The organism is Bradyrhizobium sp. USDA 4516 (assembly GCF_054055915.1).
On sequence record NZ_JBSRXT010000001.1, the window covers coordinates 1,030,222 to 1,057,154 of the forward strand.

The following is a 26,933-nucleotide window of genomic DNA, read 5'->3' on the forward strand; positions in this document are numbered from 1 at the left end:
GTCAGCGCGGCTTTTCGTTGAGTTGATAGGTCAGATGCGCCTTCACCGTCGGCCATTCGCTGGCGATGATGCTGTAAACCACGGTGTCGCGCAACGTGCCGTTGGGCGCGATCTGATGGCTGCGCAGAATGCCGTCCTGCTTCGCACCCAGCCGCTCGATGCCACGCCGGCTCTGGTGATTGAAGAAATGCGTGCGGAACTCGACCGCGATGCAATCAAGCTTCTCGAAGGCATGGATCAGCAGTAGCAGTTTGCACTGCGTATTGACCGCGCTGCGCTGCACACGCTTGGCGTACCAGGTCGAGCCGATCTCAACGCGACGGTTCGACGTGTCGACGTTCATGTAGGTCGTCATGCCGGAAATCTTGCCGTCGGCGTCGAACACCGTGAACGGCAGCATCGATCCGGCCTTTTGCAGGCCGAGCCGGCGGTCGATCTCCTTGGCCATGTTCTCCGGCTGCGGGATCGCGGTGTACCAGAGCTTTGACAGCTCGCCGTCCTTCACCGCCTCGACCAGCCCGTCGCGATGATCGTGGGACAACGGCTCCAGCCGCGCATGCGCGCCGCGAAGGGTGACCGGTTCAAGCCAGGGCATTCGAGATCTCTCCATCTTTGTCATTCCGGGGCGATGCGCAGCATCGAATCTCAGATGCGCAATTGCGCATCGGGGAATCTCGAGATTCCGGGTCTGGCGCTTCGCACCATCCCGGAATGACGATTGCGCTTCGCGAACCGCAATCGTCATCTATTCAGAAAATTCAGCGGCAATCCCGGCCGCGGCCAGTCCATCGCGATCAGCTCGCCCTTGCCCGACAGCGTGATGTAGGCGGTCTTCAGCTCGGGGCCGCCGAAGGCGATGTTGGTGGTGACGCGGTCGCCGGTCGGCACCTGCTCGACCACGGTGCCGTCGGGCGCGATCACCGAGATGCAGCCCGACACCAGCGTCGCGACGCAGACATTGCCCGATGCCTCGACCGCGAGCGAGTCGAACATCTGGTAGCCGCCGAGGCCGGCGATCGGCTTGCCGCGCTCGCCGCGATAGATCACGTCGCGCGGCTTGACGGTGCCGGGCTCGGAAACTTCATACGCCCACAGCCGCGCGGTCGGCGTCTCCGCGATGTAGACGGTCTTCTCGTCCGGCGACAGGCCGATGCCGTTGGCTGGCAGGATGCCGTGCACGGCCTCGACGATCTCGTTCATGCCGGGCTTCAGATAATAGAACGCGCCGACATCCATGTCGCGGGCGCGGCGCTTGCCGAGGTCGGAGAACCACAGGCCACCCTGCCTGTCGAACACCAGGTCATTCGGCCCGCGCAGCGCGTGCTCGCCGCATTTAGTCACCACGGTCTCGACCTTGCCGGATTGCAGATCGACGCGCTGGATCGAGCCGCCGAGATAATCCTCGGGCTGCGGCCCCGGCATGATCATGTTGCGGGTCGGAATCCAGGAGAAGCCGCCATTGTTGCAGATGTACATCTTGCCGTCGGGACCGAGCGCCGCGCCGTTCGGGCCGCCCGGCACCTTGGCGACGATCTCCTTGCGCCCGTCGGGATAGACCCGCGTCAGCCGCTGGCCGCGGATTTCGACCAGCACGACCGAACCGTCGGGCATGACGACGGGACCTTCGGGAAACTCCAGATCGGTGGCGAGAACTCGGATATTGGCCATGGCATCCTCCCGGCTCTTTGGCTGCAGGCGGATTCCGAACGGCCCCGCACGCGCAACGTTGTTGTTTCGTCCTGTTATGGCAAACGGGGTTTGGCTTGCCAAGCAATGGCCCCGCAAGGCTGCCCGGCGTTGGGGCGGGATGGGCGCGCCGCAAATGCCCCTGTCGTCCCTGCCTAGTGCGCAATTGCGCACTAGGCAGGGACGACACCGAATAGGTGGCACGGTCAGTGAGTCAAACTTCCGCGTTCTCGCGACACTGTCCGAGCTTCGCGCTTCGGATAAAGCGAAATATTTTCGCGCGCGAGGATTGACAGGTTTTGCTGAGTTGCCCGTCGGGTTGTTTTGTCGCACCCTCTCCGTCGTCATTCCCCAGTGCGCAATTGCGCGCCTGAGGGCGCGCCTCCTGGCGCGAGCCTCGGAATGACGGAGAGAGAATGGGCGCGCGCTAGCTCAGCGTGCCCGCATGCACCCACCAGCCGGGGTGACCGGCGCGAAGTTGTTCGCCGGCCGCCTCGGCGTCGGCGTCGGTTCCGAACACGGCAAAGCAGGTCGCGCCCGAGCCCGACATGCGCACCAGACGAACGCCCCGGGTCTCACGCAGCGCGGACAGCACGTCACTGATGACGGGCTCAATACGCGCCGCGGGGGCTTCGAGATCGTTGGTGCCGCGCTCCAGCGCCGCGATCCAATCGTCGATCGCGCGGCCGGCTTCCGGCCATGACGGCGCCTGCATCACGACGTCGGTGGCGCCGATCAGGAGCTCGCCATTGCGCAGGCCGAGCGCATTGAAGACGTCCCTGGTCGCAACCGGCACGCGCGGATTGACCAGCACGCACGGCATTTTCGGCAGGTCGAGCGGCAGCAGGCCTTCGCCGACGCCGGTCATGTCGCAGGCCCGCGAGGCGACGCACACCGGCACGTCGGCGCCGGTCTGCAGCGCGACCTCCATGATCCGGCTATCGTCGAGCGAGAGCTCATTGAGCCGCGCCAACAGCCGCAGCGCCGCCGCGGCGTCCGCCGAGCCGCCGCCGATGCCGGCCGCAACCGGCAGCACCTTCTCCAGCGTGAAGTGGCCGACCTCGAGGTCCGCGACGCGCTCGCCGAGCAGCCGCGCGGCCTTCAGCACCAGATTGTCAGAGGTGTCGCCGCAGGCATCGGCCAGCGGCCCCGCCATCGAAAGCGACAGCTCGGGTCCCGGCTCGAGCATCAGGCGATCGGCGCAATCGGCAAACGCGACGACGCTCTCCAAGTCGTGAAACCCGTCGACGCGCCGCCCGACAACCTTCAGCGTCAGGTTGACCTTGGCACGCCCTTCTTCAATCAGCGCCGGCACGGCGATAAACCCCTAAAAAACAAACATCGTGATGCGATTAGCGTAAATCGCCGTACGATCCTATCCCTTTGTTTGGATGGAAATTCCGCCATGACTCGTCATGCCCGGGCATAGCCGTCTGAAGGACGGCGTCGCTTCCGCTCGCTTATGACCCGGGCATCTATCAACCAAGAACGAATTTCTCGAAGGGATGGATGGCCGGGTCAAGCCCGGCCATGACGGGCAAACGTCAATGCCCGGGACATCTTGCGCGAAGACGCGCTTCGCGCTTTTGCCCGGGCATCACGGTATTTTATGAAGATGCAGCGCGACGACCGCCGCTCAGCCACCCTTGCCGTCGTCGTCCTTCTTCTTCTCGGCAGCGGCGGCGTTGGAGGTGTCGTCCGGCAGGCCGTTGTCGATCTTGGCCTGGATCTTCGGCAGCTCTTCCGGCTCGGGCTTGAGGTCGCGGGCATGCGCCCACTGGAACTTGGCTTCCAGGGTGCGGCCGACGCGCCAGTAAGCGTCGCCGAGATGGTCGTTGATGGTCGGATCTTCCGGCTTCAGATCGATCGCGCGCTCGAGGTTCTTCACCGCCTCCTCGTAATTGCCGATCCGGTAATAGGCCCAGCCGAGCGAGTCCACGATGTAGCCGTCGTCGGGGCGCTGATCGACGGCACGCTTAATCATCTTCATGCCTTCGTCGAGGTTGATGCCCTGGTCGATCCAGGAATAACCGAGATAGTTCAGCACATGCGGCTGCTCGGGCTGCAGCTCGAGCGCCTTGCGCATGTCGGCCTCGGCCTTGTTCCACTGCTTGGAGCGCTCCTCGCAGATGCCGCGATAGTAATAGGTGACCCAGGCGTTCTTGTCGCCGCCGGCCGGCAGTGCGTCGATCGCCTGCGAATAGGTGGTGGCGCAGTCGGCGAACTTCTTGCGGCCGCGCTCGATATTGCCGAGCGCCAGGATCGCCTCGATGTCCTTCGGCTGATCCGATGTGACTTCCTTGAGGATCTTGATCGCCTCGTCGCTGCGGTCGGCGGCATCGAGATTGGTCGCGAGCTGGATCTGCGCGTTGCGCTTGAGCGGCGAGGACGCCGGCATCCGCTCATAGACCTTGATCGCCATCTGCGGCTTCTTCACCGATTCATAGAGATCGGCGAGCGACAGCAGCGCCAGCGGATGGTTGGGCTGCAGATAGAGCGCGAGCTGCAGATAGACCAGCGCGAGGTCCTCGCCGCCGCGGCGGGTCAGCGTCGCGCCGATGCCGTAGAGCGCCTCGGCCGCGCCGGCCTGCGGCGACTCGACCAGCGGCGGCAGCTTCTTGCCGGCCTTGGTCTCCTTGATGCCTTCCAGCACCAGCGGGTGACGCGGCAGCTTCTTGTCGAAGGCCTCGTACATCGCGGTCGCGGCGGCCGCGTCCTTGTTGCGCGAGGTCCAGCGCGCATATTCGTCGACCGTGCGCAGCATCGAATCGTCGAGCTTGTAGACGCGCTCGAAGCGGGCGCCGGCATCCTTCTCCTTGCCGGACAGCTCATAGATCATGCCGGCATGCAGGTCCTTGAAGATCGGGTACCACTCGGGGCCGGTCAGCTTGTCGATCGAGGCAACCGCGGCCTTGCTGTCGCCGGCGCCATAGGCGGCCCAGGCCGACAGCAGCGTCGCGACGAGATCGGTGATCGGGCCGCGCACCGACTGGTTGATGTTGGACTGCGCGGCGGCATATTTCTTCAGCTTGAGATCGCGCACGCCGACGACCAGGCGCGCGACGCGGTTGGCCTTGTCCTGGGTCAGGATGCGGTCGGCAAGCTTGACCGCCTCCTCGATGTCGCCGTCGGCGAGCGAGGAGATGAAGGCGCGGTCGAGCAGCTCGGAATTCTTCGGGTCGGTGCGCAGCGCCGAGCGGTAGAACGTCGCGGCCGAGGTCGCATCGCGCTCGACGCTGGCGTGGCGGGCGGCGAGATAGCTGCCGGCGGTGGTCAGCGACTTCAGGTCGTTCTTGGACGGGAATTGCGCGGTATTGTCGGTCGGATGGTCCGGCGTTTGCGCTGCAAGCTGCGCAGGCACGGCAAGGGCTGCGGCAGCGAAAACGGCAATCGTCAGGCGGTGGAATCGGGTGGACAGCATCACGGTCGCCTTGCTCCAGGGATTTACGCCAAGATGGATTTTATGGCCAAGATCTTGCGATCAGTCTCAAAATGCGAACCCAAGCGGCGGCATCACGGCGGGGGACAATGCCGCTTTTGGCGCTCATCCGCAAGGATCGCCCAAAGGCAACCCATGACGAATCAATTGGCAGATTAGGCCTTTAGGCCCGCCGATCCAGCCAGCCCCCGCAAGACGCTTCCACTATGGCGGTATCGTGACCGGGCCGGGCATATTCGCGCGCGGACGCAAAAAGGCGCGAGATAAGGGTGCCACGGCACCCCTTTTCGCGCCTTCTGTTGTAACCGGGGGTGCAATCCGGCCGCTCCACGCGCGGAGAGGCCAAGCGGAGGTTGCGGCAACTCGCGCAGCCGCCTCACGCAAATGTGGTCGGCCGCCTCGAGCTCACCCTGGCCTCACATTGCCTCGTAGTTCGGACCGCCGCCGCCCTCCGGCGGAACCCAGGTGATGTTGCCGTTGGGGTCCTTCACGTCGCAGGTTTTGCAGTGGACGCAGTTCTGGGCGTTGATCTGGAAGCGCGGACCCGTCGATTCCTCGACCCATTCATAAACGCCGGCCGGGCAATAGCGGTTGGACGGACCGGCGAACACGTCGTGTTCCGAGGTCTTCTGCAGATTGAGGTCGGCGACCTTGAGATGGACCGGCTGGTCCTCCTCATGGTTGGTGTTGGACAGGAACACCGACGACAGCTTGTCGAACGAGATCTTGCCGTCCGGCTTCGGATAGGCGATCGGCTGGTGCTGCTTGGACGGATCGAGCGTCTTGCGGTCCGGCTTGGCGTGCGACTGGGTGCCGAACAGCGAGAAGCCGAGCGTGTTGCACCACATGTCGAAGCCGGAGAGCACCGTTCCGAGCATGTTGCCGAACTTCGACAGCAACGGCTTGGCATTGCGGACCTTGAACAGGTCCTTGCCGATCGCCGACGAGCGCCAGGCGTTCTCGTACTCGACGAGCTCGTCATTGGCGCGTCCGGCGCCGAGCGCGGCCGCGACATGCTCGGCGGCGAGCATGCCGGAGCCCATCGCGTTGTGGACGCCCTTGATGCGCGGCACGTTGACGAAGCCCGCCGCGCAGCCAATCAACGCGCCGCCCGGGAACGAGAGCCGGGGCACCGACTGGTAGCCGCCCTCGGTGATGGCGCGCGCGCCATAGGCGAGCCGCTTGCCGCCCTCGAACAGCTCGCGGACATCGGGATGGGTCTTGAAGCGCTGGAATTCGTCGAACGGCGACAGATAGGGATCGTTGTAGTTCAGATGCACGACGAAGCCGACCGCGACGCGGTTGTCGTCGTAATGATAGAGGAACGAGCCGCCGCCGGTCCTGTCGTTCAGCGGCCAGCCGAGCGTGTGCTGCACCCGACCCTTCTTGTGCTTCGCCGGGTCGATCTGCCAGACCTCCTTGAGGCCGATGCCGAACTTCGGCGGCTCGGAGTTGGCATCGAGATTGAACTTCGCGATCAGCTGCTTGGACAGCGAGCCGCGTGCGCCTTCGGCGAACAGCGTATATTTGCCGAGCAGCTCCATGCCGCGGGTGTAGGAATCCTTGTGGCTGCCGTCCCTGGCAATGCCCATGTCGCCGGTGGCGATGCCGCGCACCGCGCCCTTGTCGTCATAAAGCACTTCGGCCGCGGCAAAGCCCGGATAGATCTCGACGCCGAGCGCTTCCGCCTTCGGTGCCAGCCAGCGGCAGACATTGCCGAGCGAGCCGATGTAGCAGTGATGATTGTTCATCAGCGGCGGCATGATGAAGTTCGGCAGGCGGAACCAGCCTTGCGACGTCGTCCAGTAGAAGCGGTCGTCCTTGACCTGCGTCTTCAGCGGACAATCGGCGTCGTCGCGCCAATCGGGCACGAGCTTGTCGAGCCCGGCCGGATCGATCACCGCACCCGAGAGGATGTGCGCGCCGACCTCGGAGCCCTTCTCCACCACGACGATCGATAGCTCCGGATTGAGCTGCTTCAGCCGGATCGCGGCCGACAGGCCCGACGGGCCGGCGCCGACGATGACGACGTCGAATTCCATAGACTCGCGCGGAGGAAGGTCTTCAGCATTCATGATCTTTGATCTCAGCCCATTGAGAACGCTTCTAAGCTTTTCACGGGTCGTTGTTTCCGATTTTTGGCGGAAGGACAACCATGGAATTGCGCTTCCATGGGTTTGCACGGCCCGGGTACCGCAAGAGAATAATCTTTTCCGAAAACCGCCCTCCACTTTTCTGGTCGATGCTCTAGATTGCGCCCATGATGGCCCTGCCGCCCGAGCCCACCCCTACACTGCAGCAATTGCTGGCCTTTTACCTCGAGGCCGGGGTCGATTGCGCGCTTGGCGATGCGCCGATCAACCGGCTCGATGAGCCGGAGCCAGTTCCCGCCCCAGCCGCGCCGCGCCCATCAGTTGCACTCAATCCGCTGCGTCCGCCGCCGATGCCGTCAGTTCCGCGCAGCGAAATCACCGTGGCGCCGGATGCCGCGATCGCTTCCGCGCGCGAGGCTGCGCGGACTGCGCCGACGCTTGAAGCCCTGCGCAGGCTGATGGAGAATTTCGACGGCTGCGCGCTCAAGCACACCGCGACCAGGCTGGTGTTCGCCGACGGTAACCCGCAGGCGCGCGTGATGTTCGTCGGCGAGGCACCGGGCCGCGACGAGGACATCGAGGGCCTGCCGTTCGTGGGCCGTTCCGGCAAGCTGCTCGACCGCATGATCGCGGCGATCGGGCTCGACCGCAGCAAGGCCTATATCGCCAACGTGATCCCGTGGCGGCCGCCCGGCAACCGTACGCCGACGCCGCAGGAGACGCAGGTGTGCCTGCCCTTCATCCAGCGCCATGTCGAACTCGTGAATCCCGACGTGCTGGTGACGCTCGGCAATCCCTCGACGCAGGCGCTGCTCGGAACGCGCGAGGGCATCATGCGCACGCGCGGCAAATGGATCGACTACGACACCGGCACCCGCACGATCCGCGCCGTCGCCACCTTCCATCCCGCCTATCTGCTGCGCTCGCCGTCGTACAAGCGGCTGTCGTGGCAGGATCTGCGCGCGATCGCGAAGGTGTTGCAGGTGGCGAGCGCGTAGCTTCGTAGATGGGGTAACGGGCCGGCCGCCCGCTCGCTACGGCGCAATTTGGAAGCGCGCTCGCGAGCGGCCTGTTGGTTGGAAGGCGGTCGTCCCTCAAACTGATGGTGTTCAACGGAGTCGGGCAAGCCCGCTCCAAGCATCATTAAGGGACGACCATGTACCACTATGCAGGAATTGACGTGTCTTTGGAATGCTCGAGCGTTTGCCTTGTCGATGGGACAGGCAAGATTTTGCGCGAGACGAAGGTTGCGAGCGAGCCGGCGGCGCTGATCGCCTGGTTCCGGTCGCTGGGTCTGGTACTGGAACGGATCGGGCTGGAGGCAGGCCCCTTGTCGCAATGGCTGTATGCGGGTCTGCGAGACGCAGGGCTTGCGGTCGAGCTGCTGGAAACGCGGCACGTTCGCGAAGCCTTCAAGTCGATGCCGGTGAAGACGGACCGCAACGATGCCCGCCGGATCGCGCAGTTGATGCGGCTCGGCTGGTTCCGGCCGGTGCACTGCAAGTCGGTCGCGGCGCAGGAGACCCGCGCCATCCTGACGGCGCGCAAGCTGCTGCAATCCAAGCTTCGCGATGTCGAGAACAGCCTGCGCGGCATACTTCGCGGTTTTGGCCTGAAGGTCGGTGCGACCACCGAGCGCACGTTCGCCGGGCGCATCCGCGAGCTCGTGACCGGCCATCCCGGACTGGAGTTGGTCGCGGCGGCGCTGCTCCAAGCCCATGCGGTGCTGCTGCGGGAGTTCAAGAGCCTGGACAAGCACACCCAGAAGCTCGCCAGGACGCATCCATCCGCCAAGCTCCTGATGACAACGCCGTCCGTTGGTCCGATCGTGGCGCTCACCTATGCCGCGGCGATCGACGACCCGAAGCGCTTCCGCTCCTCGAAGGCCACGGGAGCCCACTTTGGGCTCACCCCGAAGAAGTACCAGTCCGGTGAGACCGACTACACCGGCCGCATCAGCAAGATCGGGGATGCCTCCGTGCGCGAGGCGCTCTACCAGGCAGCTCACGTCATGCTGACCAAGCCGGTCAAGAATTGCTCGGCATTGAAGAGCTGGGCGATGCGGATCGCCCGGCGCGCAGGCATGCGCAAGGCCAAGGTAGCGCTGGCTCGCAAGCTCGCCGTGATCCTGCATCGCATGCTCGCCGACACCAAACCGTTCAACCCGATGACCAAGGCCATCTAGCCAGGAGCAGCAATCGGTTCCGGGCGGGCCACGACACCAGGCTCTCCCCGAGCGAAGTCCCTCCGCTGGGACGATGGATCCGGTCAGGCCGCCATCCGGGAAGTGGCTCACGACCACGCAATCCGTAGATTGGCCGGCCGGCTCCTCAATGCACCCCATCAGGCGACGGCCTTCGCGCCGATCCCGTACAGAAGCAAGTGCCCGGCGAGTGGATGACGCGAAAAGGGATTGACTAACCAAGGCCCGTTACAGAAGCCCGGATGGAGCCAACGGGTCGCGCGGACGCGCGCCCGATGACAGGCTCCGCGCAATCCGGGTGGATCAGGTGGCGTAAAAGAGCGGCCCCGGATTTCGCTCCGCTTCATCCGGGCTACGGCTCCACGTCACGTCAAATCACGTCCCTTTCGGCCGCACGATCGCCCAGCCGATCCGCAGCACCGGCTGCCGTCCGTTGACCAGCCGGTCGAACGAACGCGGCACTTCCGGCACGAGGCCGGGGAAGCGCTGCGCGATGTCGGGCGGCGGCGTGCCGGCGGTGTCCTGTGCGCGCCACACCACGACGCCGCCGGTTTCGTTGAATTTTGCGACCGACAGCCACGGCGTCCGCTGCGGCGTGGCGTCGAGCAAAAGATGCGGGCGGCGGCGGTTCATCGCAATCAGGCTGGCAAGTTCGGGATCGCCGGCCACCGCGCGCAGGCGCTGGTTGGTGCGGCGCTCATAGCTGTCATCGAAGAAGCGGCCCATCGCGGCTGCCGGCAGCGAGGTGGACGCCTCCGTGGTGCTGGTCCAGGGAAGGAACAGCGCCGCCGCCAGCGCGAGCGCTGCAGGCGCCGCGACCGCCAAGGCCCAGACCGAACGCAGCAGCCGCTGCCGCCTGAGCGGGATCAGTTCGCCGGTCGCGACCACGACGGCAAGCCCGGACATCAACAGCGCCACTCCGGCGCCGCCGAAGGCGCGATCGAGATTGAACAGCGCGGAGACGAAGCTGCTCGCGATCGCCGGCGCGAACGCGAAGAAATACACGAATTGCCGCGCCAGCGGACTGACCGGCGGGCGGTTGATGATCGGGGCATCCTCGGTCTTGCCGGCGAACCAGCGCGAATTGAGGATCGCCAGCAGCGCGATCGCGGCGGTCGCCACGATCAGCCCGCCGAGCACCACGCCCCAGCGCAGCGCGCGCGCCTTGAGATCGGCGAGTGCCGGCAAGGCCGGCAGCGCCAGGACGTCGGCGCGGAGCATCCAGATCAGGTAGGGCAGCGCCAGCACGATGATGACGAGCAGCGCGTAGATCGGATCGACCGATTTGAGCATGCGCCGCCCGCGCTCGGTTGCGAGCGCAAAGCCGGTCACGAGCAGGATCATGCCGATCGCCGCCGGCGTCGTCAGCAGCAGGAGGCCGCAATCGATCGACCAGGCGAACCAGGCGCTGCGCCGGTTCTGCCCGATCAGTTGCCAGGAATGCAGCAACAGCAGCGCCCAGAGCGGGCGCGCCAGGATCAGCGGACCGAACTCGACGCTTGGCGAGGAGAACACCACGACCGTCATCGACAGCAGCACTGCCAGCACGCCCTGCGGGCCACCGACGATGGAGCGCGCCAAGGCGTAGAAGGCGATGAAGGTGACGATCTCGCAGACCTGCGCCAGGAGATAGACGCCGAACACGTGATTCCCGACGGCGCGGAAGGCGATGTCGGCGAGCCAGAACGCGAGCGGCGGCCCCATGTCGGTGCCGACCTGATATTCGCGGCCGAAGGCGAGGATGGTGGCGAGGTTGCCGGGCGGACTGCCGTAGAAGATGGCCGGCAGGAACAGCCAGATCGCGGCCTGCGCCAGCACCACGATCCAGACCACGAGGCGCGGCCGGGCGCGGATCAGTTCGACAACCAGGGAGGTAAACCGCATGAAACGCCTGAAATGCCCCAGCCACCCGTATCAAGCGGCGCCATCTGATCCCGAGGTTTTTTGATAAACGGCGGCGGCGATGGAGGCAACCGGGCTGGATGTGTCCACGGTGCAAAGTCAAACATCGCTGTCATGCCCCGCGAAGGCGGTCATCCAGTACGCCGCGGCGGCCAGGCTTGAGCACGACGGTCTCTGGAATACTGGATCGCCCGGTCCCGTCTTCGCCAAGGCTTCGACGAGGCCAGGGCCCCCTGGCGCGCCGAAGCTTTAGCGGAGGCGGCGAGCCGGGCGATGACACCGAGAGTGCGGCGCCGCCGCGCTTTACGCCGCTTCGGATGCCGCGGCTTCGCTTTCGGCGTCCACCGTGAACAGGTCGGGCTCCGCCGGGACCGGGAAATGCTTCAGCCGCGCCGCGACGACGGGAGCGAAGAAGCTACGGTGATGGCTGCTGGGGCCGAGCCGGTCGAGCGCCTCGAGGTGCTCGGGGACGGCATAGCCCTTGTGCTGCTCGAAGCCGTAGCCGGGGCAATCCAGCGCCAGCGCGCACATCAGGCGGTCGCGCGTCACCTTGGCGATGATCGAGGCCGCCGCGATCGAGGCCACGATGCCGTCGCCGCCGATCACGGCGTCGCAGTCGCAGGGCGTGGCGAGCTTGTCGCGGCCGTCGACGAAGACATGCTTCGGCATTTCCGGCAGCGCATGCACCGCGCGCGCCAGCGCCCACAGCGAGGCGCGCAGGATGTTGTCGCGGTCGATCCGCGCCCGTGACGCCACCGCGACCGAGAACGCTGCTGTCGCGCAGATTTCCTCGAACAGTTCCTCGCGGCGCTCGACGGTCAGCCGCTTCGAATCATCGAGGCCCTTGGGTATCCGATTTGGGTCCAGCACCACGGCGGCTGCGACCACCGGGCCCGCCAGCGGCCCGCGCCCGGCCTCGTCGCAGCCGGCGACCGGCCAGACGCCGCGCTTGATCAGCGCGCGCTCGCGCCGAAAGCTCGGCCGCGTCACCACGATGACGCGCTTGTCCGGCTTGGCCGGCTCGGCCGGCTTCTTCTTCGACGCGGTCTTTGACGTGCGATTGGACTTGTCCCGAATCATGCGGGGATCGTGGTCAAGCCCGGCCCGCGGCGCAACCGGGAACCTGGCGCCCTTCCCCGTTATTCAATCCGCCACCCTCATCGGGATCGGCGCTCTAATCGGGGATTGACACCCGGCGGTCGTCGCGAACCTCAAAGCCCGGCGCGCGCACCACTTCCCAGGCGTGGCCGTCGGGATCGCCGAAATAACCGCAATAGCCGCCATAGCTGGTCGGCTGCGCGGGTTTCAGCAGCCTGGCGCCTTTCGACAGCGCGAACGCCATCACACGATCGACCTCGGCGTCGTCGTTGCAGTTCCAGGCGATCGCGACGCCGCGGAACGCTGAAGGCCGTGGCTGATCCGGCAGCCCGGCATCGGCAGCGAGCAGATGCCACGGGAACAGGCCGAGCACGGTGCCGCCGGTCTCAAAGAAGGCGACCTCCTCGCCGGTCGCGCGCATCTTCCTGGAGAAGCCGAGCGATTCATAAAAGCCGATGCTGGCGCGCATGTCGCTGACGCCCAGCGTGAGGACGGTGAAGCGTGCGGTCGGGGCGTTACTCATGTTTACCTTTCCCGTCGTTGCGAGCGAAGCGACGCAATCCATTGTTCCACATATTCGGATGCATGGATTGCTTCGTCGCTTCGCTCCTCGCAATGACGATCATCACTTGCTGGCACCTAAAACAAGCTCAGCTGTTGCCCGCTGCGCTTCGGCTTGGCGAAGTGATCGGTGGTCAGCTTGGTCCGCCGCTTGTTGAGGCCGAGCTTTTCGCAGGCGATCTCGAAGCGGCGGCCGATCATCCAGGCCATCGGGCCGGTGCCCTTCATCCGCGTGCCCCATTGCGAGTCGTAGTCGCGGCCACCGCGCATGTCGCGGATCAGCGTGAAGACGTGACGGTAGCGATCGGGATAGTTGGCCATCAGCCATTCGCGGAACAGATCGCGCACCTCGAGCGGCAGCCGCAGCAGCACATAGCTCGCCTCCCTGGCGCCGGCATGTGCGGCGGCATCGAGGATGCGCTCGATCTCGGAATCGTTCAGCGCCGGGATCACGGGTGCGACCATCACCGTGGTCGGGATGCCGGCATCCGTGAGCCGCTTGATCGCCTCGAGCCGCTTCGGCGGGGTCGAGGCGCGCGGCTCCATGGTGCGGGCGAGTTTCGGGTCGAGCGTCGTCACCGAGAGCGCGACCTTGGCGAGATTGCGCTTGGCCATACGTGCCAGGATGTCGATGTCGCGGGTGACCAGCGCCGACTTGGTGACGATGCCGACCGGATGGCCGGCGCGCTCCAGCACCTCGAGGATGCCGCGCATGATCTTCCGGTCGCGCTCGATCGGCTGATAGGGATCGGTGTTGGTGCCGATCGCGATCATCCGCGCCTCGTAGTCCGGTGCCGCCAGCTCCTTCTCGAGCAGCGCGGGTGCGTCCGGCTTGGCGAACAGCTTCGATTCGAAGTCCAGCCCCGGCGACAGGCCGAGATAGGCGTGGGTCGGCCGCGCGAAGCAATAGACGCAGCCATGCTCACAGCCACGATAGGGATTGATCGAACGGTCGAAGCCGATGTCGGGCGAGTCGTTGCGGGTGATCACCTTGCGCGAGGTGTCGAGCGCCACGCTGGTCGCAAATGGCGGCAGGTCCTCGAGGCTCTGCCAGCCGTCGTCGAAGGCAACGCGCGCCTCTGCCTCGTAGCGGCCGCTGGCGTTGGACTGCGCGCCGCGGCCGCGCCGCCGCTCGCGCTCGATCGCGACCGCAAGCTCGGGAAAAGGGGAAGGTGCACCCGCCGGGTTATCGGAGGGCGCCGTTACCGGCGGGTGCTTGAGGGCATGAGAGGATGCTCGGCTCATGCTTTGAAGCTAACACAGCACGAGAACAAATCAAGAACATGAACGGAGAAATTCCACAGAACCTTGCTACAAAATTCTGCAGGCGAACAGGCTGCTTTGAATATGACAAGGTGATAACACGGCCGGAGTTTCTCCACCGTTTGAGCCATCGAAGCCTCAAAATCATGCTGAGCGTGATCATTCCAACCGACGGCGTCGAGCGCACCGCGGTCGCAACCTTGGCGGCGCTGGTGCCGGGCGCGGCCGCGGGCGTCATCCGCGAAGTGCTGCTGGTCGACCGCAGCCACAGCGATGTGATGGAGCGCGTCGCCGACGTCGCCGGCTGCCGCTTCCTGCGCTTCGAGGGCACGCGCGCCGCCGCGCTTGCGGCAGGCGCGCGGCAGGCGCGGTCGCCCTGGCTGATGTTCCTGCATCCGGGCGCCGTGCTCGATGCCGGCTGGATCGAGGAAACCACCCAGTTCATCCAGATGGTGGCGGCCAGCGGCAAGGACCGCGCCGGCATCTTCCGCTACGCCCGCGCACCCTACACCGACCCGGGCCTGCGCGACGGCCTCAAATTCGTTGCCCGGATGATCACCGGGCCCTCGGCCGAACAGGGCCTTTTGATCGCGCGCGAGCATTACGAGCGGATCGGCGGCTACCGGCCCGATGCCCGCCGCTCCGAGGCGCGCCTGCTGCGCCGGCTCGGCCGTTCCTCCCGCACCATGCTGCGGAGCCGGATCATGGTGGCCTGAACAAAGCGCTTGCGGATTATTTGATTCCGTCAAATAATATGCTTGATGAAATCAAACTTCCATGACACCACGCTCGAGAGCCAGGTCGCCGCGGTCCGCGGCTTCAGCCGGTTCTATACCCGCAAGCTCGGCATCATCGAGCCGAAGCTGTTGCACTCACCATTCACGCTGCAGGAAGCGCGGATCATCTACGAGCTCGCGCACCGCGAAAATTGCACCGCAACCGATCTGGTGCGCGATCTCGACCTCGATGCCGGCTTCGTCAGCCGCACGCTGGCGGCGCTGCAAAGGCGCCAGATCGTGACGCGGAAGCCATCGAAGGCCGACAAGCGCGTCAACGAGGTGGCCCTCACCGCCAAGGGCCGCACTGCTGCCGCCGATCTCGACTGCCGCTCGCGCAGCGAGGTCGGGACGCTATTGAAGCAGATGGACGGCGACCGTCGCGCCGCGGTGGTGCGCGCCATGGGCACGATCGAGCAATCGCTGGAGCCGCCGGCCGAGAAACCGGTCGGCTTCCTGCTGCGCAGCCATCGCGTCGGCGACATGGGTTGGGTCGTCTCGCGGCAGGGACAAGCCTACGCGGAGGAGTATGGCTGGGACATTAGCTACGAGGCGTTGGTGGCCGAGATCTGCGCGCAGTTTCTGCGATCGTTCGATCCGGCGCGCGAGCATTGCTGGATCGCGGAGGTCGACGGCGAGCCGGTCGGCTCGGTCTTCCTGGTCGACGGCGGCGACGGGGTCGCCAAGCTGCGCCTGCTGCTGGTGGAAGAAAAGGCGCGCGGGCTCGGCGTCGGCCGCGCACTGGTCGAGCAATGCATCCGCGCCGCGCGCGAGAAGGGTTACAAGAAGATGACGCTGTGGACCCAGAGCATCCTGGTCGCCGCGCGCGGCATCTACGCCCGTGCCGGCTTCGAGCGGGTCAAGGAAGAAAAGCACCACAGCTTTGGCGTCGACCTAGTCGGCGAGACCTGGGAGCTGGAGTTGTAGGGCTCTTTACCCTCCGGCGTCATTCCGGGGCGATGCGCAGCATCGAACCCGGCATCTCGCGCCACAATCTCTGGATTCCGGGTTCGCGCTTCGCACGCCCCGGAATGAGGGAGGCTAAGCGCTCGCGCCTTTCGCCTTCGGGCGGCGCAGATGTTCATCCAGCCGCGGCATGATCTCGACGAAATTGCAGGGGCGCGTGCGGTAGTCGAGTTGCGCCGCCAAAATGCCGTCCCAGCCGTCGCGGCAGGCGCCGGGCGAGCCGGGCAGGCAGAAGATGAAGGTCGCGCCCGCAACGCCAGCGGTGGCGCGGCTCTGGACAGTCGACGCCCCGATCTTGGCGTGGCTCAGCATGTGGAAGACGATCGAAAAGCCGTCCATCCGCTTCTCGAACAATGGCTCGACCGCCTCCGGCGTCACGTCGCGGCCGGTGAAGCCGGTGCCGCCGGTGGTGATGACGGCATCGACAGCGGGATCGGCGATCCAGCGCCGGATCACGGCTCTGATCGCCTCGACATCGTCGGTGACGATCTCGCGCGCCGCGAGCTTGTGGCCGGCCGCGGTGAGACGGTCGGCCAGCGTGGTGCCCGACTTGTCATCCGCCAGCGAGCGGGTGTCGGAAATCGTCAGTACCGCGATATTGAGCGGGATGAATGATTTGGATTCGTCGAGTGAGGACATTTGCACCTCTTTCCATCCCGCTGACGACATCCTGAGGTGCTCGCCTCGCGGTGCACTTGCATCACTGGGCGAGCACCTCAGGATGGGCCACGGGCTCCGTCATCCTTCGGGGCTCGCCAACAGGCGAACATATCCCGAGTGAGCGCGTTCGCGCTCATCCGGGGATGACGCTACCGGCACACGGCTACAAGCTACCGCCGAACGTGTTGCAGGCCTGCACGGTGCCCTGCTGGTAGCCCCTCATGAACCACTCCTTGCGCTGCGCGGCGGAGCCGTGGGTGAAGGAATCAGGCACCACCCTGCCCGTCGCCTGCCGCTGCAGCGTGTCGTCGCCGATCGCGTTCGCGGTGGTCAGCGCGGCGTCGATGTCGCCGGCCTCGAGGAAGCCCGGCCGCTTCTTCTCCTCGCGGTTGACCCAGACGCCGGAAAGGCAATCGGCCTGCAGCTCGACCTTGACCTGCAGCGCGTTGGCCTCGGCCTTGCTGCCGGCCTGCTGCTGCAGCCGATTCACGCGCGGAATGATGCCGAGCAGGTTCTGGATGTGATGGCCGGCCTCATGCGCGATGATATAGGCCGCGGTGAACTTGCAGGCGTTGCCCGAGCAGCCGCGGAAGCGCGTTTCGACCTCGCGGAAGAAGCCGGTGTCGAGGAAGATGGTCTTGTCCGGCGGGCAGTAGAACGGTCCCATCGCCGACTGCGCCATGCCGCAGCGGCCGCCATTCGTGGCATTGCGGAACAGCACGATCTTCGGACCGGTGTAGGTCTGCCCGCTGGCCTTGAAGATCTCGCTCCAGCGATCGTCGATCTCACCCAGGATGCCGGCGATCATGCTGCCCATCTCGTCGGTCGGGGCGCCGCGCTTGGCCTGACCGCCTGACGACTGCCGGTCGGTCTGGTAGGTCGGCGCCTGGCCGCCGCCGGTGAGAATCTCGGCGCCGCCGATCAGGATGCGCGGGTCGATGCCGAAGGCATAGCCGAGCAAGCCGAGCACGATGATGGTGCCGATGCCGAGCCCGCCACCACCCATCGGAACGCCGAAGCCGCCACCGCCCCCTCCGCCCATCCCGCCTTCATCGCGACGATCTTCGATGTCGTCGCTGCGGCGGAAATCATCATAGCGCATGGTGGTTTCCCTTCATTCCAGTCGGCGACCCGACGCGGGACACTCCAACTTAAAATTTCCATTCTGTTAATCAATATCCTGCCCGGCAATAATTGCCTAGTCCGGAAGAGGCGCATCCCTTGCGGTGCAAACGGTTGCCAATGAGCGCAAATTTACCGCGCGAATCGTGCCGGTTTGATGATCCGCAAATTTTTTCGCCGAACGCGCTGATGTTGCAGCACAACGCCGGTGGCATCGCGACGTGCCGCGCAAAAGATGCTGCAATCTTTTGCATGAAGATTTCCAATTAAGTCGATTTTTACTTTGCCGGGTCAATGTGACGTCAGTCGGTTGTTTAGTCCCGCGTCGCCGACAGCGTCGCCTGAGTCAGAGTTCTTGAGTCATGGTAGTGTCGCGTCGCGGGGCGTCTGCAAGGGCGCCCCGCACTAAATTTGAGAGTGCCCCATCGAGCCACATCGTCATTGGCGATTGCGTGGCCGAATTGTCGAAGCTTCAGGCCGGCTCGGTCGACCTGGTCTTCGCGGATCCTCCCTACAATCTGCAGCTCAAGGGCGACCTCAAGCGCCCCGATGAGTCGCATGTCGATGCCGTCAACGACGACTGGGACAAGTTCTCGTCGTTCGCTGCCTACGACGATTTCACCCGCGCCTGGCTGCTGGCCTGCCGCCGCGTGATGAAGCCGTCGGCAACGCTGTGGGTGATCGGCTCCTATCACAACATCTTCCGCGTCGGCGCGATCATGCAGGACCTCGGCTTCTGGCTCCTGAACGACATCGTGTGGCGCAAGTCCAATCCGATGCCGAATTTCCGCGGCCGCCGCTTCACCAATGCGCACGAGACCATGATCTGGGCCGCGCGCGACGAGAAGGCCAAGGGCTACACCTTCAATTACGAAGCGCTGAAGGCGTCCAATGAGGACGTGCAGGCACGCTCCGACTGGCTGATCCCGCTGTGCACCGGCGAGGAGCGCCTCAAGGACGGCGACGGCAAGAAGGTGCATCCGACGCAGAAGCCCGAGCAGCTGCTCGCCCGCGTGTTGCTGTCGTCCTCGAAGCCCGGCGATCTCGTGATCGATCCGTTCAACGGCACCGGCACCACCGGCGCCGTCGCCAAGCGCCTCGGCCGCAGCTATATCGGCTTCGAGCGCGACAAGGCCTATGCCGCCGCCGCCGAGGCGCGCATCGCCGCGATCGAGCCGCTGCCGGAAGCAACGCTGGCGCCGTTCATGACCGCGCGCGAGGCACCGCGGGTGGCGTTCTCCGAACTGATCGAACGCGGCATGATCGTGCCGGGCGCCAGGCTGGTCGACGCCAAGAAGCGCCACGGCGCCCTGGTGCGCGCCGACGGCGCCATCATGCTCGGCGACAAGGTCGGCTCGATCCACCGCATCGGCGCGGTCGCGCAGGGCTCCGGCGCCTGCAACGGCTGGACCTTCTGGCACGTCGAGACCAAGAGCGGCCTGCGGCTGATCGACGAGCTGCGCGCCGAGATCCGCTCCGAGATGGCGGCGGGCTGAGGCAAGCCGACTAATCTTCCTCGTCATTCCGGGCTCGCCGCTTCCCGGCGCCCTCAGATGCGCAATTGCGCACCGGGGAATGACACGTTGGGAAAGATGACGCCGTCTTGAATGCGGCCCGCCTTGTTGCGCCGCGACGGCGGGACTAGACTCGGTCCCACCACTTGCCGCTTCGACTGGTCGCCCGATGCGCAGACAATCCGAGACACTGCTGCTGGTGCCGCTGCTGCCGGTCTTCCTGCTCGGCATGTTTCCGATGCTGCTGATCGGCCTGCTCGGATTCTTCGGCCTGATCATTTTCGGCATCCTGCTCGTCTGCGTCGGCCTGACGCTCGCCCTCGAGGCGCATGGCGAGTTCAATGAAGAGATCATCGTCCATGGCTACGCGCGGGGATCAGAACGCGCGGCGCAGGTCTCCCATTTGCGTGCTGCGACCCGCTCCGCCGCCGCGCTGGACGTCGCGGGCATCGCGCTGGTCGTCGCGGGTATCCTGGGCTTCTTCTGGGCCGGCTGACCAGCGCGCCACGCGACCCTGATTCACAAACTCGTCGCTTGCGCCGCGGCGTGAAATTTGCGCAAGAGGAGCCGGTCTGCGGCCTTCCCCGCCGCGTCGCGATCTCGCCGGCTACAAGAACCAAGGGAGTCCCTTCATGATCAAATTCTATTTCAATGGTGCGCCGAACCCGAACAAGGTCGCGCTGTTCCTCGAAGAGTCCGGCCTGCCGTTCGAGGCGATCCCGGTCGATACCCGCAAGGGCGAGCAGTTCGCGCCGGAATTCCTCAAGGTCAACCCGAACGGCAAGGTGCCGGCGATCGACGATGACGGCGTGCTGGTGTTCGATTCGAACGCGATCCTGCTCTACCTCGCCGAGGAGCACGGCAAGTTCCTGCCCGCCAATACGCCGGCCAATCGCGCCGCGACGCTGTCCTGGCTGATGTTCATCGCGACCGGCCTCGGCCCCTATTCCGGCCAGGCCGTGCACTTCAAGCACTTCGCGCCGAAGGATCTCGACTACGCCAACAACCGCTACCAGTACGAGGCGCACCGCCATTACAAGATCCTCGACGATCACCTGGCGAAACAGCGCTACATGGTCGGCGACAGCTACACGATCGTCGACATGGCGTTCTGGGGCTGGGCGCGGATGGCGGCGTTCATCCTCGGCGAGGAAGGCTACGCCAAATATCCGAACGTCAAGCGGCTGGTCGACGAGATCTCGGCGCGGCCGGCGGCGGCGCGCGCGATCGCGCTGAAGGACAAGCACACCTTCAAGGCCGAGATGGACGACGCGGCGCGCGACATCATGTTCGGCCACCTCAAGTCCAAGGTGGCGTAAGCCAATCCACACGACGGCAAGACGGGCGCCCGGATGGGCGCCGTCTTCGTTTGTGCCGCCCGTTAGCGGCGGACCGCTACGCCGGAAACGCGCCGAGCGCCTTCTCGGTCAGGACCGAGTCGCAATATTCCCGCACCTCCTTGATCCGACCACCGTCGAAACGGAACACCAGGCAATAGTCGTTGTCGTAGCGCTGACCTTGCTTGGTGAGGTTGTCGCCCTTGGCCTCGATCACGACGATGTCGCCGTCGGCGATGATGCGATGGGCGACGGTGCGGCCGCGCTCGACCAGTTTCGAGCGGACATGGCCGTGCAGATCGTTGATGATCGACTGCTTGCCGGTGAACGTACGCGACCAGGAATATTGCCCGGTCACGGTCCAGATCGCGTCGTCGGCAAGCGTTGCCATGAACAGCGAGTTCTCGCGCACCGCAGGATCGGGACTGCCTGCGATCACGAACATCTCCTGCACCAGTTTCTTGTTGTCGGCTGCGCTCATGGCGCGTCTCCTTGCGATTGATAGACCCTGATTTCAGGCGTTTCCTCACGCGATGCGGTCTTCGGCTCTCGTGAAAAACGCCTTGCCCGCAATCCTGCGGCGCCTGCGCGCATTCTTCCAATCGATAGGTAGTATGATATATATTCACTCGATGAATTTGAATTCGCTTGACCTCAATCTGCTGGTCGCGCTCGACGCCCTGCTGCGCGAAGCCAATGTCAGCCGCGCGGCGATGCGGCTCAATCTGTCGCAACCGGCGACCAGCCACGCGCTGCAGCGGCTGCGCGACCTGATCGGCGATCCGCTTTTGGTGCGCACCGGCGCGCGGATGGAGCTGACGCCGCGGGCGCAGGCATTGCGCTCGCCGCTGGCCCATGCGCTCGACCAGGTGCGCGCGCTGTTCGTCTCCGACGATTTCGACGCCGCGCGCAGCGACCGGCACTTTCGCCTGATGATGCCCGACCTCGCGGTCGAGCTCCTGATGCCGCCGCTGATGGAGAAGGTGACGCAGATCGCGCCGAACGTCACCATCGACGTGGTGCCGTGGCGGGGACCTGCGATCTTCACGCCCGAATTCGCCCGCACCATCGATCTCGTGATCTCGATCGGCGACTCCTTCAAGGGCTTTCACCGCCAGCGGCTCTACACCGACAGCGATGCACTCGCGGTGCGGCGCGGCCACGGCGTCGGCACGAAGCTGAAGAATTGCGAGGCCTTCCTCGCCGCGCGCCATGTCGCCGTGATCATCCGCGGCCAGAACGAGGACCTGATCGACAGCTGGCTGCGCGCCAAGGGCATCGAGCGGCGGATCGCGCTGGTGGTGCCGGGTTATATCGAGGCGCTGCACGTCACCGCGCGCACCGACCTCGTCGCCTTTGTGCCGCGCCGGCTGATCTCGGCGCTGTCGAAGCAATTGTCGTTGATGTCGGTGACGCCGCCGCTCGATCCAGGGATCGACGAGCAGCACATGTTCTATCCGACAAGGGCGCAGATGGATCCGGGCTCGCTCTGGCTGCGCAAGCTGATGCTGGAGACCGGACGCGAGTTGGAGACGGGGAAGGTGTAGCCCAGCTCTCTCCACACGTCGTCCCGGCGAAGGCCGGGACCCATAACCACAGGGTTGCGTTGTGAGAGTGAGCTGCGGCCCCAACGTCGCGTAACAACGATCCTTGGTGGTTATGGGTCCCGGGTCGCGCTGCGCTTGCCCGGGACGACACCGAATTTTTGGGCCTTACGCCCTCTGCTCCGCCAGCACCTTCTGCACCGCCGGGCGGCTCTCCATCGCCGCGCGATGCGCCTTCACCTTGGGCAGCGTTGCGATGTCGACGCCGTCGCCGTCGAGCCACAGGGTCAGCGTGTAGAGATAGGCGTCACTGACGGTGTAATTCTCGCCCATCACCCACGGGCCCTTCAGCATGTCGCGCTCGATCAGGTTGAAGCAGGCGCCCATGGTCTTCGGCACCATCGCCTTCATGTCGGCGAACGACGTCTCCTGTGTCGCCCAGCGCGGACCGCGCATCTTGTGGGCGTGGCAGATGTGCACCGTCGAGCACAGATAGGAGTTGAAGGCCTGCAGCCTGGCGAATTCGAAGGCGTCGTCGGGCGCGAGCTTCGCCTGCGGAAAGGTCTGCGCGATGTAGGCCAGCATCGCCGGCGTCTCGGTCAGCACGCCGCGATCGGTCACCAAAGTAGGCACGCGGCCCTTCGGATTGATCTTCAGGTATTCCGGGCTGTTCTGCTGGTTGGTCTTTGAAGTCGATCTTCTCGGTCGTGTAGGGCGCGCCGGCCTCGGCCAGCGCGATGTGGGACGCGAGCGCGCAGGTGCCGGGAGCAAAATAGAGCTTGAGCATGTTGCTGTCCTCTCCGAGCCTTGTCGGTTCGTTGCGAACGCGGCTCTGGTTCTTGTTCTGACGGCGCGGAGGTTAGCGGTAGCCCCCTTTGCCGTCCACCCCGCGCGCCGCGGACCTTGCCCGCGGCGGTGCCGTCGTGCGATGACCATGGCCAATCGAGGGGATTTTTCATGACTGTGCTCATTGCAGGTGGCGGAATTGGCGGGCTGACGCTGGCGCTCAGCCTGCACCAGATCGGCGTGCCGGCCCGCGTCTTCGAGAGCGTGCCCGAGCTGCGGCCGCTCGGCGTCGGCATCAACGTGCTGCCGCATGCGGTGCGCGAACTGATCGAGCTCGGCCTGCACGATGTGCTCGACGCTTCAGCGGTGCGCACCCGCGAGCTCGCCTATTTCTCAAAGCACGGCAAGCCGATCTGGAGCGAGCCGCGCGGGCTCGAGGCCGGCTACAAATGGCCGCAATTCTCGATCCATCGCGGCCGGCTGCAACAGCTGCTGCTCGATGCCGCGACCGAACGGCTGGGGGCTGCGAACATTCTCACCAGCCATCACCTCACCGGCTGGACCGAGACCGCCGACGGCGTCCGCGCCGATTTCATCGATCGCGCCACCGGCAAGCCCGCCGGCAGCTATGACGGCGTGGTGCTGATCGCCGCCGACGGCATCCATTCGGCGGTGCGCGAGAAGCTCTATCCGCAGGAGGGGCCGCCGATCTGGAACGGCCGCATCCTGTGGCGCGGCATCACCCGCGGCGATGCCTTCCTGACCGGCCGCACCATGATCATGGCCGGCCACGAGATCCTGAAATTCGTCTGCTACCCGATCTCGAAGGAGGCAGGCCCCGACGGCAAGTTCGACATCAACTGGGTCGCCGAGCGACACATGCCGCCGACCTATCAATGGCGCCGCGAGGACTACAACCGGACCGCAAAGCTCGACGAGTTCCTGCCGTGGTTCGAGAGCTGGAATTTCGACTGGCTCGATGTCCCCGGCCTGATCCGGAACTGTCCGCATGCCTACGAATATCCGCTGGTCGATCGCGATCCGATCCCGCAATGGACCTTTGGCCGCGTCACGCTGATGGGCGATGCCGCGCATCCGATGTATCCGATCGGCTCCAACGGCGCCTCGCAGGCGATCCTGGATGCGCGCGTGCTGACGCGCGAGATTCTGGCGCATGGCCCGACGCAGGCGGCACTCGCGGCCTATGAGGCCGAGCGGCGGCCTGCGACCACGGACCTCGTGATGCTGAATCGCCGCAACGGCCCGGAGCAGGTGATGCAGCTGGTCGAGGAGCGCGCGCCTGACGGCTTCAAGGTCGTCACCGACGTGCTGTCGCAGCAGGAACTGGAAGACATCGCCGCCAACTACAAGCGCGTCGCCGGTTTCCAGGTCGAGGGACTGAACGCCAAGCCGCCGATCGTGCAGCGGGCAGGCTGAGTTGTAGCGCGGCGCACTATATATCACCGTCACCCTGAGGAGCCGCGAAGCGGCGTCTCGAAGGGTGCACGGCCCGGCCGGTGGCCGTGCATGCTTCGAGACTCGCTCCGCTCGCACCTCAGCATGACGGACTTACCAATGCAGGCGCGGCTTCATCGCAGCGCGCGCCGCCTCCACCAGGCGGATGCTGCTGCTCGCGGTCGCGAGCAGTGCGCCGTCGGCGGCGCTCAGCTTTCCCTCGACGAAGGCGATGGTCTTGCCGAGTTGCGTCACCGTCGCCTCGCCGGTGATCGGCCCGGGTTTTGCCGGCGCCAGGAAATTCACGGTCATCGTGATGGTCGTGGTGAAGAGCCGGCCCTCGGTCATCACGAACACCGCCGGCCCCATCGTATCGTCGAGCATCGCCGAGAGCATGCCGCCCTGGATAAAGCCGGCCGGATTGCAAAACTCCGGCTTGCCGTCGAACACGATCCTGATCCAGCCCTCCTGCGGACGGGCGTCGACCACGTGCCAACCCAGTAGCTTTGCGACGGGCGGCATCGGAATGCGGTCGAGTGCGGTTACGATCATGGCGGCCTCCGGTTTCCGGAGGTGATAGCGAAGCCCTGCTGCCAGCATGGTGTCAGCAGGTCAGAGCATGATCCGGAAAAGTGGGAACCGGTTTTCCGAAAAAATCATGCTCAAAAAAATGAGCCGATGATGTGATTCATCGCATCGTCAGAGATCGAGCCCATGCGCGATGATCTTGCGCATCACGTTCGGAAACGCCTCGCCGTCCAGCGTCGCCACCGGCACCCAGCGCATGCCATCCGGCGCGCGGCTCCGCGGCGGCACGCTGGCAGTGTAGACGACGAGCTCCAGCGGGAAGTGCGTGAACACGTGGGTGACAACGCCCGCCTTGCGGTGCCAGCGCGTGACGCCCTTCAGGTCCGGCGCCTGCGCCAGCGCCGCCGCGTCCTCCTGCTCGGCCAGCCATTGCGATCCCGGCACCTCGGTCATGCCGCCGAGCAGGCCTTTCTCCGCGCGCGAGCGCACCAGAAGCTCGCCGCCGCGCGTCACCACGAAGGCCGCGCCGCGGCGCAAGATGCCGCTCTTCTTCGGTGCCTTGCGCGGGAACGTTTCCTGATCGCCGCGCGTGCGCGCCGCGCAGTCGTCATTCAGCGGACACAATGCGCAGGCCGGCTTCTTCGGCGTGCAGATCGTCGCGCCCAAATCCATCAGCGCCTGAGCACTGTCGCCGGCGCGGGACGGGCCGAGCAATGTCGCCGCCATCTCCTTGATCAGCGGCTTGGCCTGCGGCAGCGCCTCCTCGATGGCGTAGAGCCGACTGACCACGCGCTCGATGTTGCCGTCCACCGGCATGGTGCGGCGGTCGAAGGCGATGGCGGCGATCGCGGCCGCGGTGTACGGCCCGATGCCGGGCAGCGCGCGCAGGCCCTCCTCGGTGTCCGGAAACACCCCGCCGTGGTCGCCCATCACCGCGACCGCGCAGGCGTGCAAATTGCGCGCCCGCGAATAATAGCCGAGCCCGGCCCACATCCTCAGGACGTCGTCGAGCGAGGCACGCCCAAGCGCGGTCACGTCGGGCCAGCGCGACACGAATTTCTCGAAATAGGGCCCGACCGCCCGTACCGTGGTCTGCTGCAGCATGATCTCCGACAGCCAGACGCGATACGGATCGGCCCGCTCCCCCGCCACCGCGCGCCACGGCAGCGTCCGGCGATGCCGGTCATACCAGGCGAGCAGACGCGCCGGGCGGTCGGCCTGCTGATCGGTCGATTTGATTTTGGCGGCAGCGCGAGAACTCATGAACGCATCTTAAGCCACATCTCGCCATGTCATGCCCGCGCTTGACCCGGGCATCCACGTCTTTCTTCGCCCGGCACGGAAAACGCCGCCACAATGATGAACACGGTTTCAGCCACATCACCACCACTGCTATAACCCTCCCATGTCCAGACCCGGCCCGATCAGCGCCAAGCCCCTGTCGATCCTGCTCAGCGATGTCTTCACCGACGCCTATGCCAAGCAGGGCTTTGCCGCGCGCGAATTGGTGACGCGCTGGACCGAGATCGCGGGCGAGCGGATCGCGGCCTATTGCGAGCCGCTGAAGATGCAGTGGCCGCGGCCGGTGGAGGGACAGCCGCAGGAGCCGGCGACGCTGGTGCTGCGGGTCGAAGGGCCGATGGCGCTGGAGATCCAGCACTCCTCCGACGTCATCCTGGAACGGGTGAACCGCTTCTTCGGCTGGCATGCGGTCGGCCGCCTGACCATCCGACAGGCGCCGCTCTCGCGCCGCAGCCGCCCGGTACGGCCGCGCCCGCCGGACGCCAAAACCGTGGCCCGGGAGGCGGCCAACCTTGCGGCCGTCGAGGACGACGATCTGCGCGCGGCGCTGGCCCGTTTGGGTGCATCGATCAAGCGAAATTGACGCTTTTCGGCGGGCCAGCCGCGAGACCGCGGCATTGCCACAATGGCCGTTTCAAGCTAGCGAAGGCTTCTTTTCGGGACCCCTTCATTGTGGCGTGAATGCGCCAATCCGGGAG

25 protein-coding genes and 1 pseudogene are annotated in these 26,933 nt (G+C 65.5%); 10 read left to right on the plus strand and 16 right to left on the minus strand.

The annotated features are described in order from the left end of the window. Nucleotide 1: 1 nt before the first annotated feature. The 5 genes from ACVI1L_RS04885 to ACVI1L_RS04905 all read right to left on the minus strand — a co-directional run bounded on the left by ACVI1L_RS04885 (nucleotide 2) and on the right by ACVI1L_RS04905 (nucleotide 7,200). Nucleotides 2-595, minus strand: coding sequence for a GNAT family N-acetyltransferase (locus ACVI1L_RS04885; protein WP_057019122.1), 594 nt, complete (start codon nucleotides 593-595; stop codon nucleotides 2-4). 146 nt (nucleotides 596-741) lie between these two features. Beyond that, nucleotides 742-1,668 (minus strand): SMP-30/gluconolactonase/LRE family protein, encoded by a 927-nt coding sequence (locus ACVI1L_RS04890; RefSeq protein WP_057019121.1) that lies wholly within the window; start codon nucleotides 1,666-1,668, stop codon nucleotides 742-744. Between the two features lie 445 nt (nucleotides 1,669-2,113). Next, nucleotides 2,114-3,001: a 4-(cytidine 5'-diphospho)-2-C-methyl-D-erythritol kinase gene (locus ACVI1L_RS04895; RefSeq protein WP_253589326.1), complete on the minus strand. Its 888-nt coding sequence runs from the start codon at nucleotides 2,999-3,001 to the stop codon at nucleotides 2,114-2,116. Nucleotides 3,002-3,322: 321 nt separating this feature from the next. Next, on the minus strand, nucleotides 3,323-5,107 hold the full coding sequence (locus tag ACVI1L_RS04900) for a tetratricopeptide repeat protein (protein ID WP_456782424.1): 1,785 nt from the start codon (nucleotides 5,105-5,107) through the stop codon (nucleotides 3,323-3,325). Between the two features lie 434 nt (nucleotides 5,108-5,541). Then, entirely contained in the window at nucleotides 5,542-7,200 is a 1,659-nt protein-coding gene (locus ACVI1L_RS04905; protein WP_253589323.1) for an electron transfer flavoprotein-ubiquinone oxidoreductase, read from the minus strand. 185 nt (nucleotides 7,201-7,385) lie between these two features. Between ACVI1L_RS04905 and ACVI1L_RS04910 the strand changes: the two genes are divergently transcribed. Continuing rightward, nucleotides 7,386-8,216 carry a uracil-DNA glycosylase gene (locus tag ACVI1L_RS04910; RefSeq protein WP_456782425.1) on the plus strand — a complete coding sequence of 277 codons (831 nt, stop codon included), beginning with the start codon at nucleotides 7,386-7,388 and terminating at the stop codon, nucleotides 8,214-8,216. Nucleotides 8,217-8,374: 158 nt separating this feature from the next. Further along, complete coding sequence (locus ACVI1L_RS04915) at nucleotides 8,375-9,403, plus strand: IS110 family RNA-guided transposase (protein WP_057016162.1); 1,029 nt, start codon at nucleotides 8,375-8,377, stop codon at nucleotides 9,401-9,403. Between the two features lie 393 nt (nucleotides 9,404-9,796). On the opposite strand, the gene ACVI1L_RS04920 is transcribed toward ACVI1L_RS04915, so the two are convergent. The 4 genes from ACVI1L_RS04920 to ACVI1L_RS04935 all read right to left on the minus strand — a co-directional run bounded on the left by ACVI1L_RS04920 (nucleotide 9,797) and on the right by ACVI1L_RS04935 (nucleotide 14,227). Then, nucleotides 9,797-11,305, minus strand: a complete 1,509-nt coding sequence (locus tag ACVI1L_RS04920) for a glycosyltransferase family 39 protein (protein ID WP_229192999.1) — start codon at nucleotides 11,303-11,305, stop codon at nucleotides 9,797-9,799. Nucleotides 11,306-11,626: 321 nt separating this feature from the next. Next, complete coding sequence (locus tag ACVI1L_RS04925; RefSeq protein ID WP_076830319.1) at nucleotides 11,627-12,403, minus strand: ribonuclease HII; 777 nt, start codon at nucleotides 12,401-12,403, stop codon at nucleotides 11,627-11,629. 94 nt (nucleotides 12,404-12,497) lie between these two features. Then, complete coding sequence (locus ACVI1L_RS04930) at nucleotides 12,498-12,944, minus strand: VOC family protein (RefSeq protein ID WP_057017003.1); 447 nt, start codon at nucleotides 12,942-12,944, stop codon at nucleotides 12,498-12,500. A gap of 116 nt (nucleotides 12,945-13,060) precedes the next feature. Beyond that, nucleotides 13,061-14,227, minus strand: a complete 1,167-nt coding sequence (locus ACVI1L_RS04935) for a PA0069 family radical SAM protein (protein ID WP_253625579.1) — start codon at nucleotides 14,225-14,227, stop codon at nucleotides 13,061-13,063. Between the two features lie 164 nt (nucleotides 14,228-14,391). Here ACVI1L_RS04935 and ACVI1L_RS04940 point away from each other — a divergent pair, with 164 nt between their 5' ends. Beyond that, on the plus strand, nucleotides 14,392-14,961 hold the full coding sequence (locus tag ACVI1L_RS04940; RefSeq protein WP_168855837.1) for a glycosyltransferase family protein: 570 nt from the start codon (nucleotides 14,392-14,394) through the stop codon (nucleotides 14,959-14,961). Nucleotides 14,962-15,006: 45 nt separating this feature from the next. Further along, nucleotides 15,007-15,948, plus strand: a complete 942-nt coding sequence (locus tag ACVI1L_RS04945) for a bifunctional helix-turn-helix transcriptional regulator/GNAT family N-acetyltransferase (protein WP_076830312.1) — start codon at nucleotides 15,007-15,009, stop codon at nucleotides 15,946-15,948. Between the two features lie 114 nt (nucleotides 15,949-16,062). Here ACVI1L_RS04945 and moaB read toward each other — a convergent pair whose 3' ends face one another. The 3 genes from moaB to ACVI1L_RS04960 form a co-directional block, all read right to left on the minus strand. Beyond that, nucleotides 16,063-16,626: a molybdenum cofactor biosynthesis protein B gene (gene moaB, locus ACVI1L_RS04950; RefSeq protein ID WP_456782426.1), complete on the minus strand. Its 564-nt coding sequence runs from the start codon at nucleotides 16,624-16,626 to the stop codon at nucleotides 16,063-16,065. A gap of 184 nt (nucleotides 16,627-16,810) precedes the next feature. Continuing rightward, nucleotides 16,811-17,749: a KPN_02809 family neutral zinc metallopeptidase gene (gene ypfJ, locus ACVI1L_RS04955; RefSeq protein WP_057016999.1), complete on the minus strand. Its 939-nt coding sequence runs from the start codon at nucleotides 17,747-17,749 to the stop codon at nucleotides 16,811-16,813. A gap of 70 nt (nucleotides 17,750-17,819) precedes the next feature. Continuing rightward, nucleotides 17,820-18,023 carry a hypothetical protein gene (locus tag ACVI1L_RS04960; protein WP_156436184.1) on the minus strand — a complete coding sequence of 68 codons (204 nt, stop codon included), beginning with the start codon at nucleotides 18,021-18,023 and terminating at the stop codon, nucleotides 17,820-17,822. 108 nt (nucleotides 18,024-18,131) lie between these two features. Between ACVI1L_RS04960 and ACVI1L_RS04965 the strand changes: the two genes are divergently transcribed. The 3 genes from ACVI1L_RS04965 to ACVI1L_RS04975 all read left to right on the plus strand — a co-directional run bounded on the left by ACVI1L_RS04965 (nucleotide 18,132) and on the right by ACVI1L_RS04975 (nucleotide 20,602). Then, the gene (locus ACVI1L_RS04965) at nucleotides 18,132-19,265 is read left to right on the plus strand and encodes a site-specific DNA-methyltransferase (RefSeq protein ID WP_057016998.1); all 1,134 of its coding nucleotides are present in this window, start codon (nucleotides 18,132-18,134) and stop codon (nucleotides 19,263-19,265) included. A gap of 187 nt (nucleotides 19,266-19,452) precedes the next feature. Next, entirely contained in the window at nucleotides 19,453-19,779 is a 327-nt protein-coding gene (locus ACVI1L_RS04970; protein WP_057016997.1) for a hypothetical protein, read from the plus strand. A 136-nt stretch (nucleotides 19,780-19,915) separates the two neighbouring features. Next, complete coding sequence (locus ACVI1L_RS04975; RefSeq protein ID WP_028334792.1) at nucleotides 19,916-20,602, plus strand: glutathione S-transferase family protein; 687 nt, start codon at nucleotides 19,916-19,918, stop codon at nucleotides 20,600-20,602. Nucleotides 20,603-20,678: 76 nt separating this feature from the next. Here the strand turns inward: ACVI1L_RS04975 and ACVI1L_RS04980 are convergent, their stop codons facing one another. Beyond that, on the minus strand, nucleotides 20,679-21,101 hold the full coding sequence (locus tag ACVI1L_RS04980) for a nuclear transport factor 2 family protein (protein ID WP_057016996.1): 423 nt from the start codon (nucleotides 21,099-21,101) through the stop codon (nucleotides 20,679-20,681). A 151-nt stretch (nucleotides 21,102-21,252) separates the two neighbouring features. Between ACVI1L_RS04980 and ACVI1L_RS04985 the strand changes: the two genes are divergently transcribed. Then, nucleotides 21,253-22,167 carry a LysR family transcriptional regulator gene (locus ACVI1L_RS04985; protein WP_456782427.1) on the plus strand — a complete coding sequence of 305 codons (915 nt, stop codon included), beginning with the start codon at nucleotides 21,253-21,255 and terminating at the stop codon, nucleotides 22,165-22,167. A 165-nt stretch (nucleotides 22,168-22,332) separates the two neighbouring features. Here the strand turns inward: ACVI1L_RS04985 and ACVI1L_RS04990 are convergent. Then, nucleotides 22,333-22,951, minus strand: a pseudogene (locus ACVI1L_RS04990) (glutathione S-transferase family protein). Between the two features lie 170 nt (nucleotides 22,952-23,121). Here ACVI1L_RS04990 and ACVI1L_RS04995 point away from each other — a divergent pair. Then, nucleotides 23,122-24,387 (plus strand): flavin-dependent oxidoreductase, encoded by a 1,266-nt coding sequence (locus tag ACVI1L_RS04995; protein ID WP_076830300.1) that lies wholly within the window; start codon nucleotides 23,122-23,124, stop codon nucleotides 24,385-24,387. Nucleotides 24,388-24,519: 132 nt separating this feature from the next. Here ACVI1L_RS04995 and ACVI1L_RS05000 read toward each other — a convergent pair whose 3' ends face one another. Both ACVI1L_RS05000 and mutY read right to left on the minus strand, forming a co-directional pair. Then, nucleotides 24,520-24,957, minus strand: coding sequence for a PaaI family thioesterase (locus tag ACVI1L_RS05000; protein WP_456782428.1), 438 nt, complete (start codon nucleotides 24,955-24,957; stop codon nucleotides 24,520-24,522). A gap of 147 nt (nucleotides 24,958-25,104) precedes the next feature. Then, nucleotides 25,105-26,196: an A/G-specific adenine glycosylase gene (gene mutY, locus ACVI1L_RS05005; RefSeq protein ID WP_456782429.1), complete on the minus strand. Its 1,092-nt coding sequence runs from the start codon at nucleotides 26,194-26,196 to the stop codon at nucleotides 25,105-25,107. Nucleotides 26,197-26,338: 142 nt separating this feature from the next. Here mutY and ACVI1L_RS05010 point away from each other — a divergent pair, with 142 nt between their 5' ends. Then, nucleotides 26,339-26,818, plus strand: coding sequence for a DUF721 domain-containing protein (locus ACVI1L_RS05010; RefSeq protein WP_028334785.1), 480 nt, complete (start codon nucleotides 26,339-26,341; stop codon nucleotides 26,816-26,818). Nucleotides 26,819-26,933 lie beyond the last annotated feature (115 nt).

Bases quoted from the DNA above. Each gene is read 5' to 3' on its own strand.
- ACVI1L_RS04970 (WP_057016997.1), top strand. From the start codon at position 19,453: ATGCGCAGACAATCCGAGACACTGCTGCTGGTGCCGCTGCTGCCGGTC.
- ACVI1L_RS04965 (WP_057016998.1), top strand. From the start codon at position 18,132: ATGGTAGTGTCGCGTCGCGGGGCGTCTGCAAGGGCGCCCCGCACTAAA.
- ACVI1L_RS04980 (WP_057016996.1), bottom strand. From the start codon at position 21,101: ATGAGCGCAGCCGACAACAAGAAACTGGTGCAGGAGATGTTCGTGATC.
- ACVI1L_RS04900 (WP_456782424.1), bottom strand. From the start codon at position 5,107: ATGCTGTCCACCCGATTCCACCGCCTGACGATTGCCGTTTTCGCTGCC.
- ACVI1L_RS05010 (WP_028334785.1), top strand. From the start codon at position 26,339: ATGTCCAGACCCGGCCCGATCAGCGCCAAGCCCCTGTCGATCCTGCTC.
- ACVI1L_RS04960 (WP_156436184.1), bottom strand. From the start codon at position 18,023: ATGCAAAAGATTGCAGCATCTTTTGCGCGGCACGTCGCGATGCCACCG.
- moaB (WP_456782426.1), bottom strand. From the start codon at position 16,626: ATGTCCTCACTCGACGAATCCAAATCATTCATCCCGCTCAATATCGCG.
- ACVI1L_RS04915 (WP_057016162.1), top strand. From the start codon at position 8,375: ATGTACCACTATGCAGGAATTGACGTGTCTTTGGAATGCTCGAGCGTT.
- ypfJ (WP_057016999.1), bottom strand. From the start codon at position 17,749: ATGCGCTATGATGATTTCCGCCGCAGCGACGACATCGAAGATCGTCGC.
- ACVI1L_RS04910 (WP_456782425.1), top strand. From the start codon at position 7,386: ATGATGGCCCTGCCGCCCGAGCCCACCCCTACACTGCAGCAATTGCTG.
- ACVI1L_RS04920 (WP_229192999.1), bottom strand. From the start codon at position 11,305: ATGCGGTTTACCTCCCTGGTTGTCGAACTGATCCGCGCCCGGCCGCGC.
- ACVI1L_RS04985 (WP_456782427.1), top strand. From the start codon at position 21,253: ATGAATTTGAATTCGCTTGACCTCAATCTGCTGGTCGCGCTCGACGCC.
- ACVI1L_RS04975 (WP_028334792.1), top strand. From the start codon at position 19,916: ATGATCAAATTCTATTTCAATGGTGCGCCGAACCCGAACAAGGTCGCG.
- ACVI1L_RS04925 (WP_076830319.1), bottom strand. From the start codon at position 12,403: ATGATTCGGGACAAGTCCAATCGCACGTCAAAGACCGCGTCGAAGAAG.
- ACVI1L_RS05000 (WP_456782428.1), bottom strand. From the start codon at position 24,957: ATGATCGTAACCGCACTCGACCGCATTCCGATGCCGCCCGTCGCAAAG.
- ACVI1L_RS04885 (WP_057019122.1), bottom strand. From the start codon at position 595: ATGCCCTGGCTTGAACCGGTCACCCTTCGCGGCGCGCATGCGCGGCTG.
- ACVI1L_RS04890 (WP_057019121.1), bottom strand. From the start codon at position 1,668: ATGGCCAATATCCGAGTTCTCGCCACCGATCTGGAGTTTCCCGAAGGT.
- ACVI1L_RS04930 (WP_057017003.1), bottom strand. From the start codon at position 12,944: ATGAGTAACGCCCCGACCGCACGCTTCACCGTCCTCACGCTGGGCGTC.
- ACVI1L_RS04940 (WP_168855837.1), top strand. From the start codon at position 14,392: ATGCTGAGCGTGATCATTCCAACCGACGGCGTCGAGCGCACCGCGGTC.
- ACVI1L_RS04995 (WP_076830300.1), top strand. From the start codon at position 23,122: ATGACTGTGCTCATTGCAGGTGGCGGAATTGGCGGGCTGACGCTGGCG.
- ACVI1L_RS04945 (WP_076830312.1), top strand. From the start codon at position 15,007: ATGAAATCAAACTTCCATGACACCACGCTCGAGAGCCAGGTCGCCGCG.
- mutY (WP_456782429.1), bottom strand. From the start codon at position 26,196: ATGAGTTCTCGCGCTGCCGCCAAAATCAAATCGACCGATCAGCAGGCC.
- ACVI1L_RS04905 (WP_253589323.1), bottom strand. From the start codon at position 7,200: ATGAATGCTGAAGACCTTCCTCCGCGCGAGTCTATGGAATTCGACGTC.
- ACVI1L_RS04935 (WP_253625579.1), bottom strand. From the start codon at position 14,227: ATGAGCCGAGCATCCTCTCATGCCCTCAAGCACCCGCCGGTAACGGCG.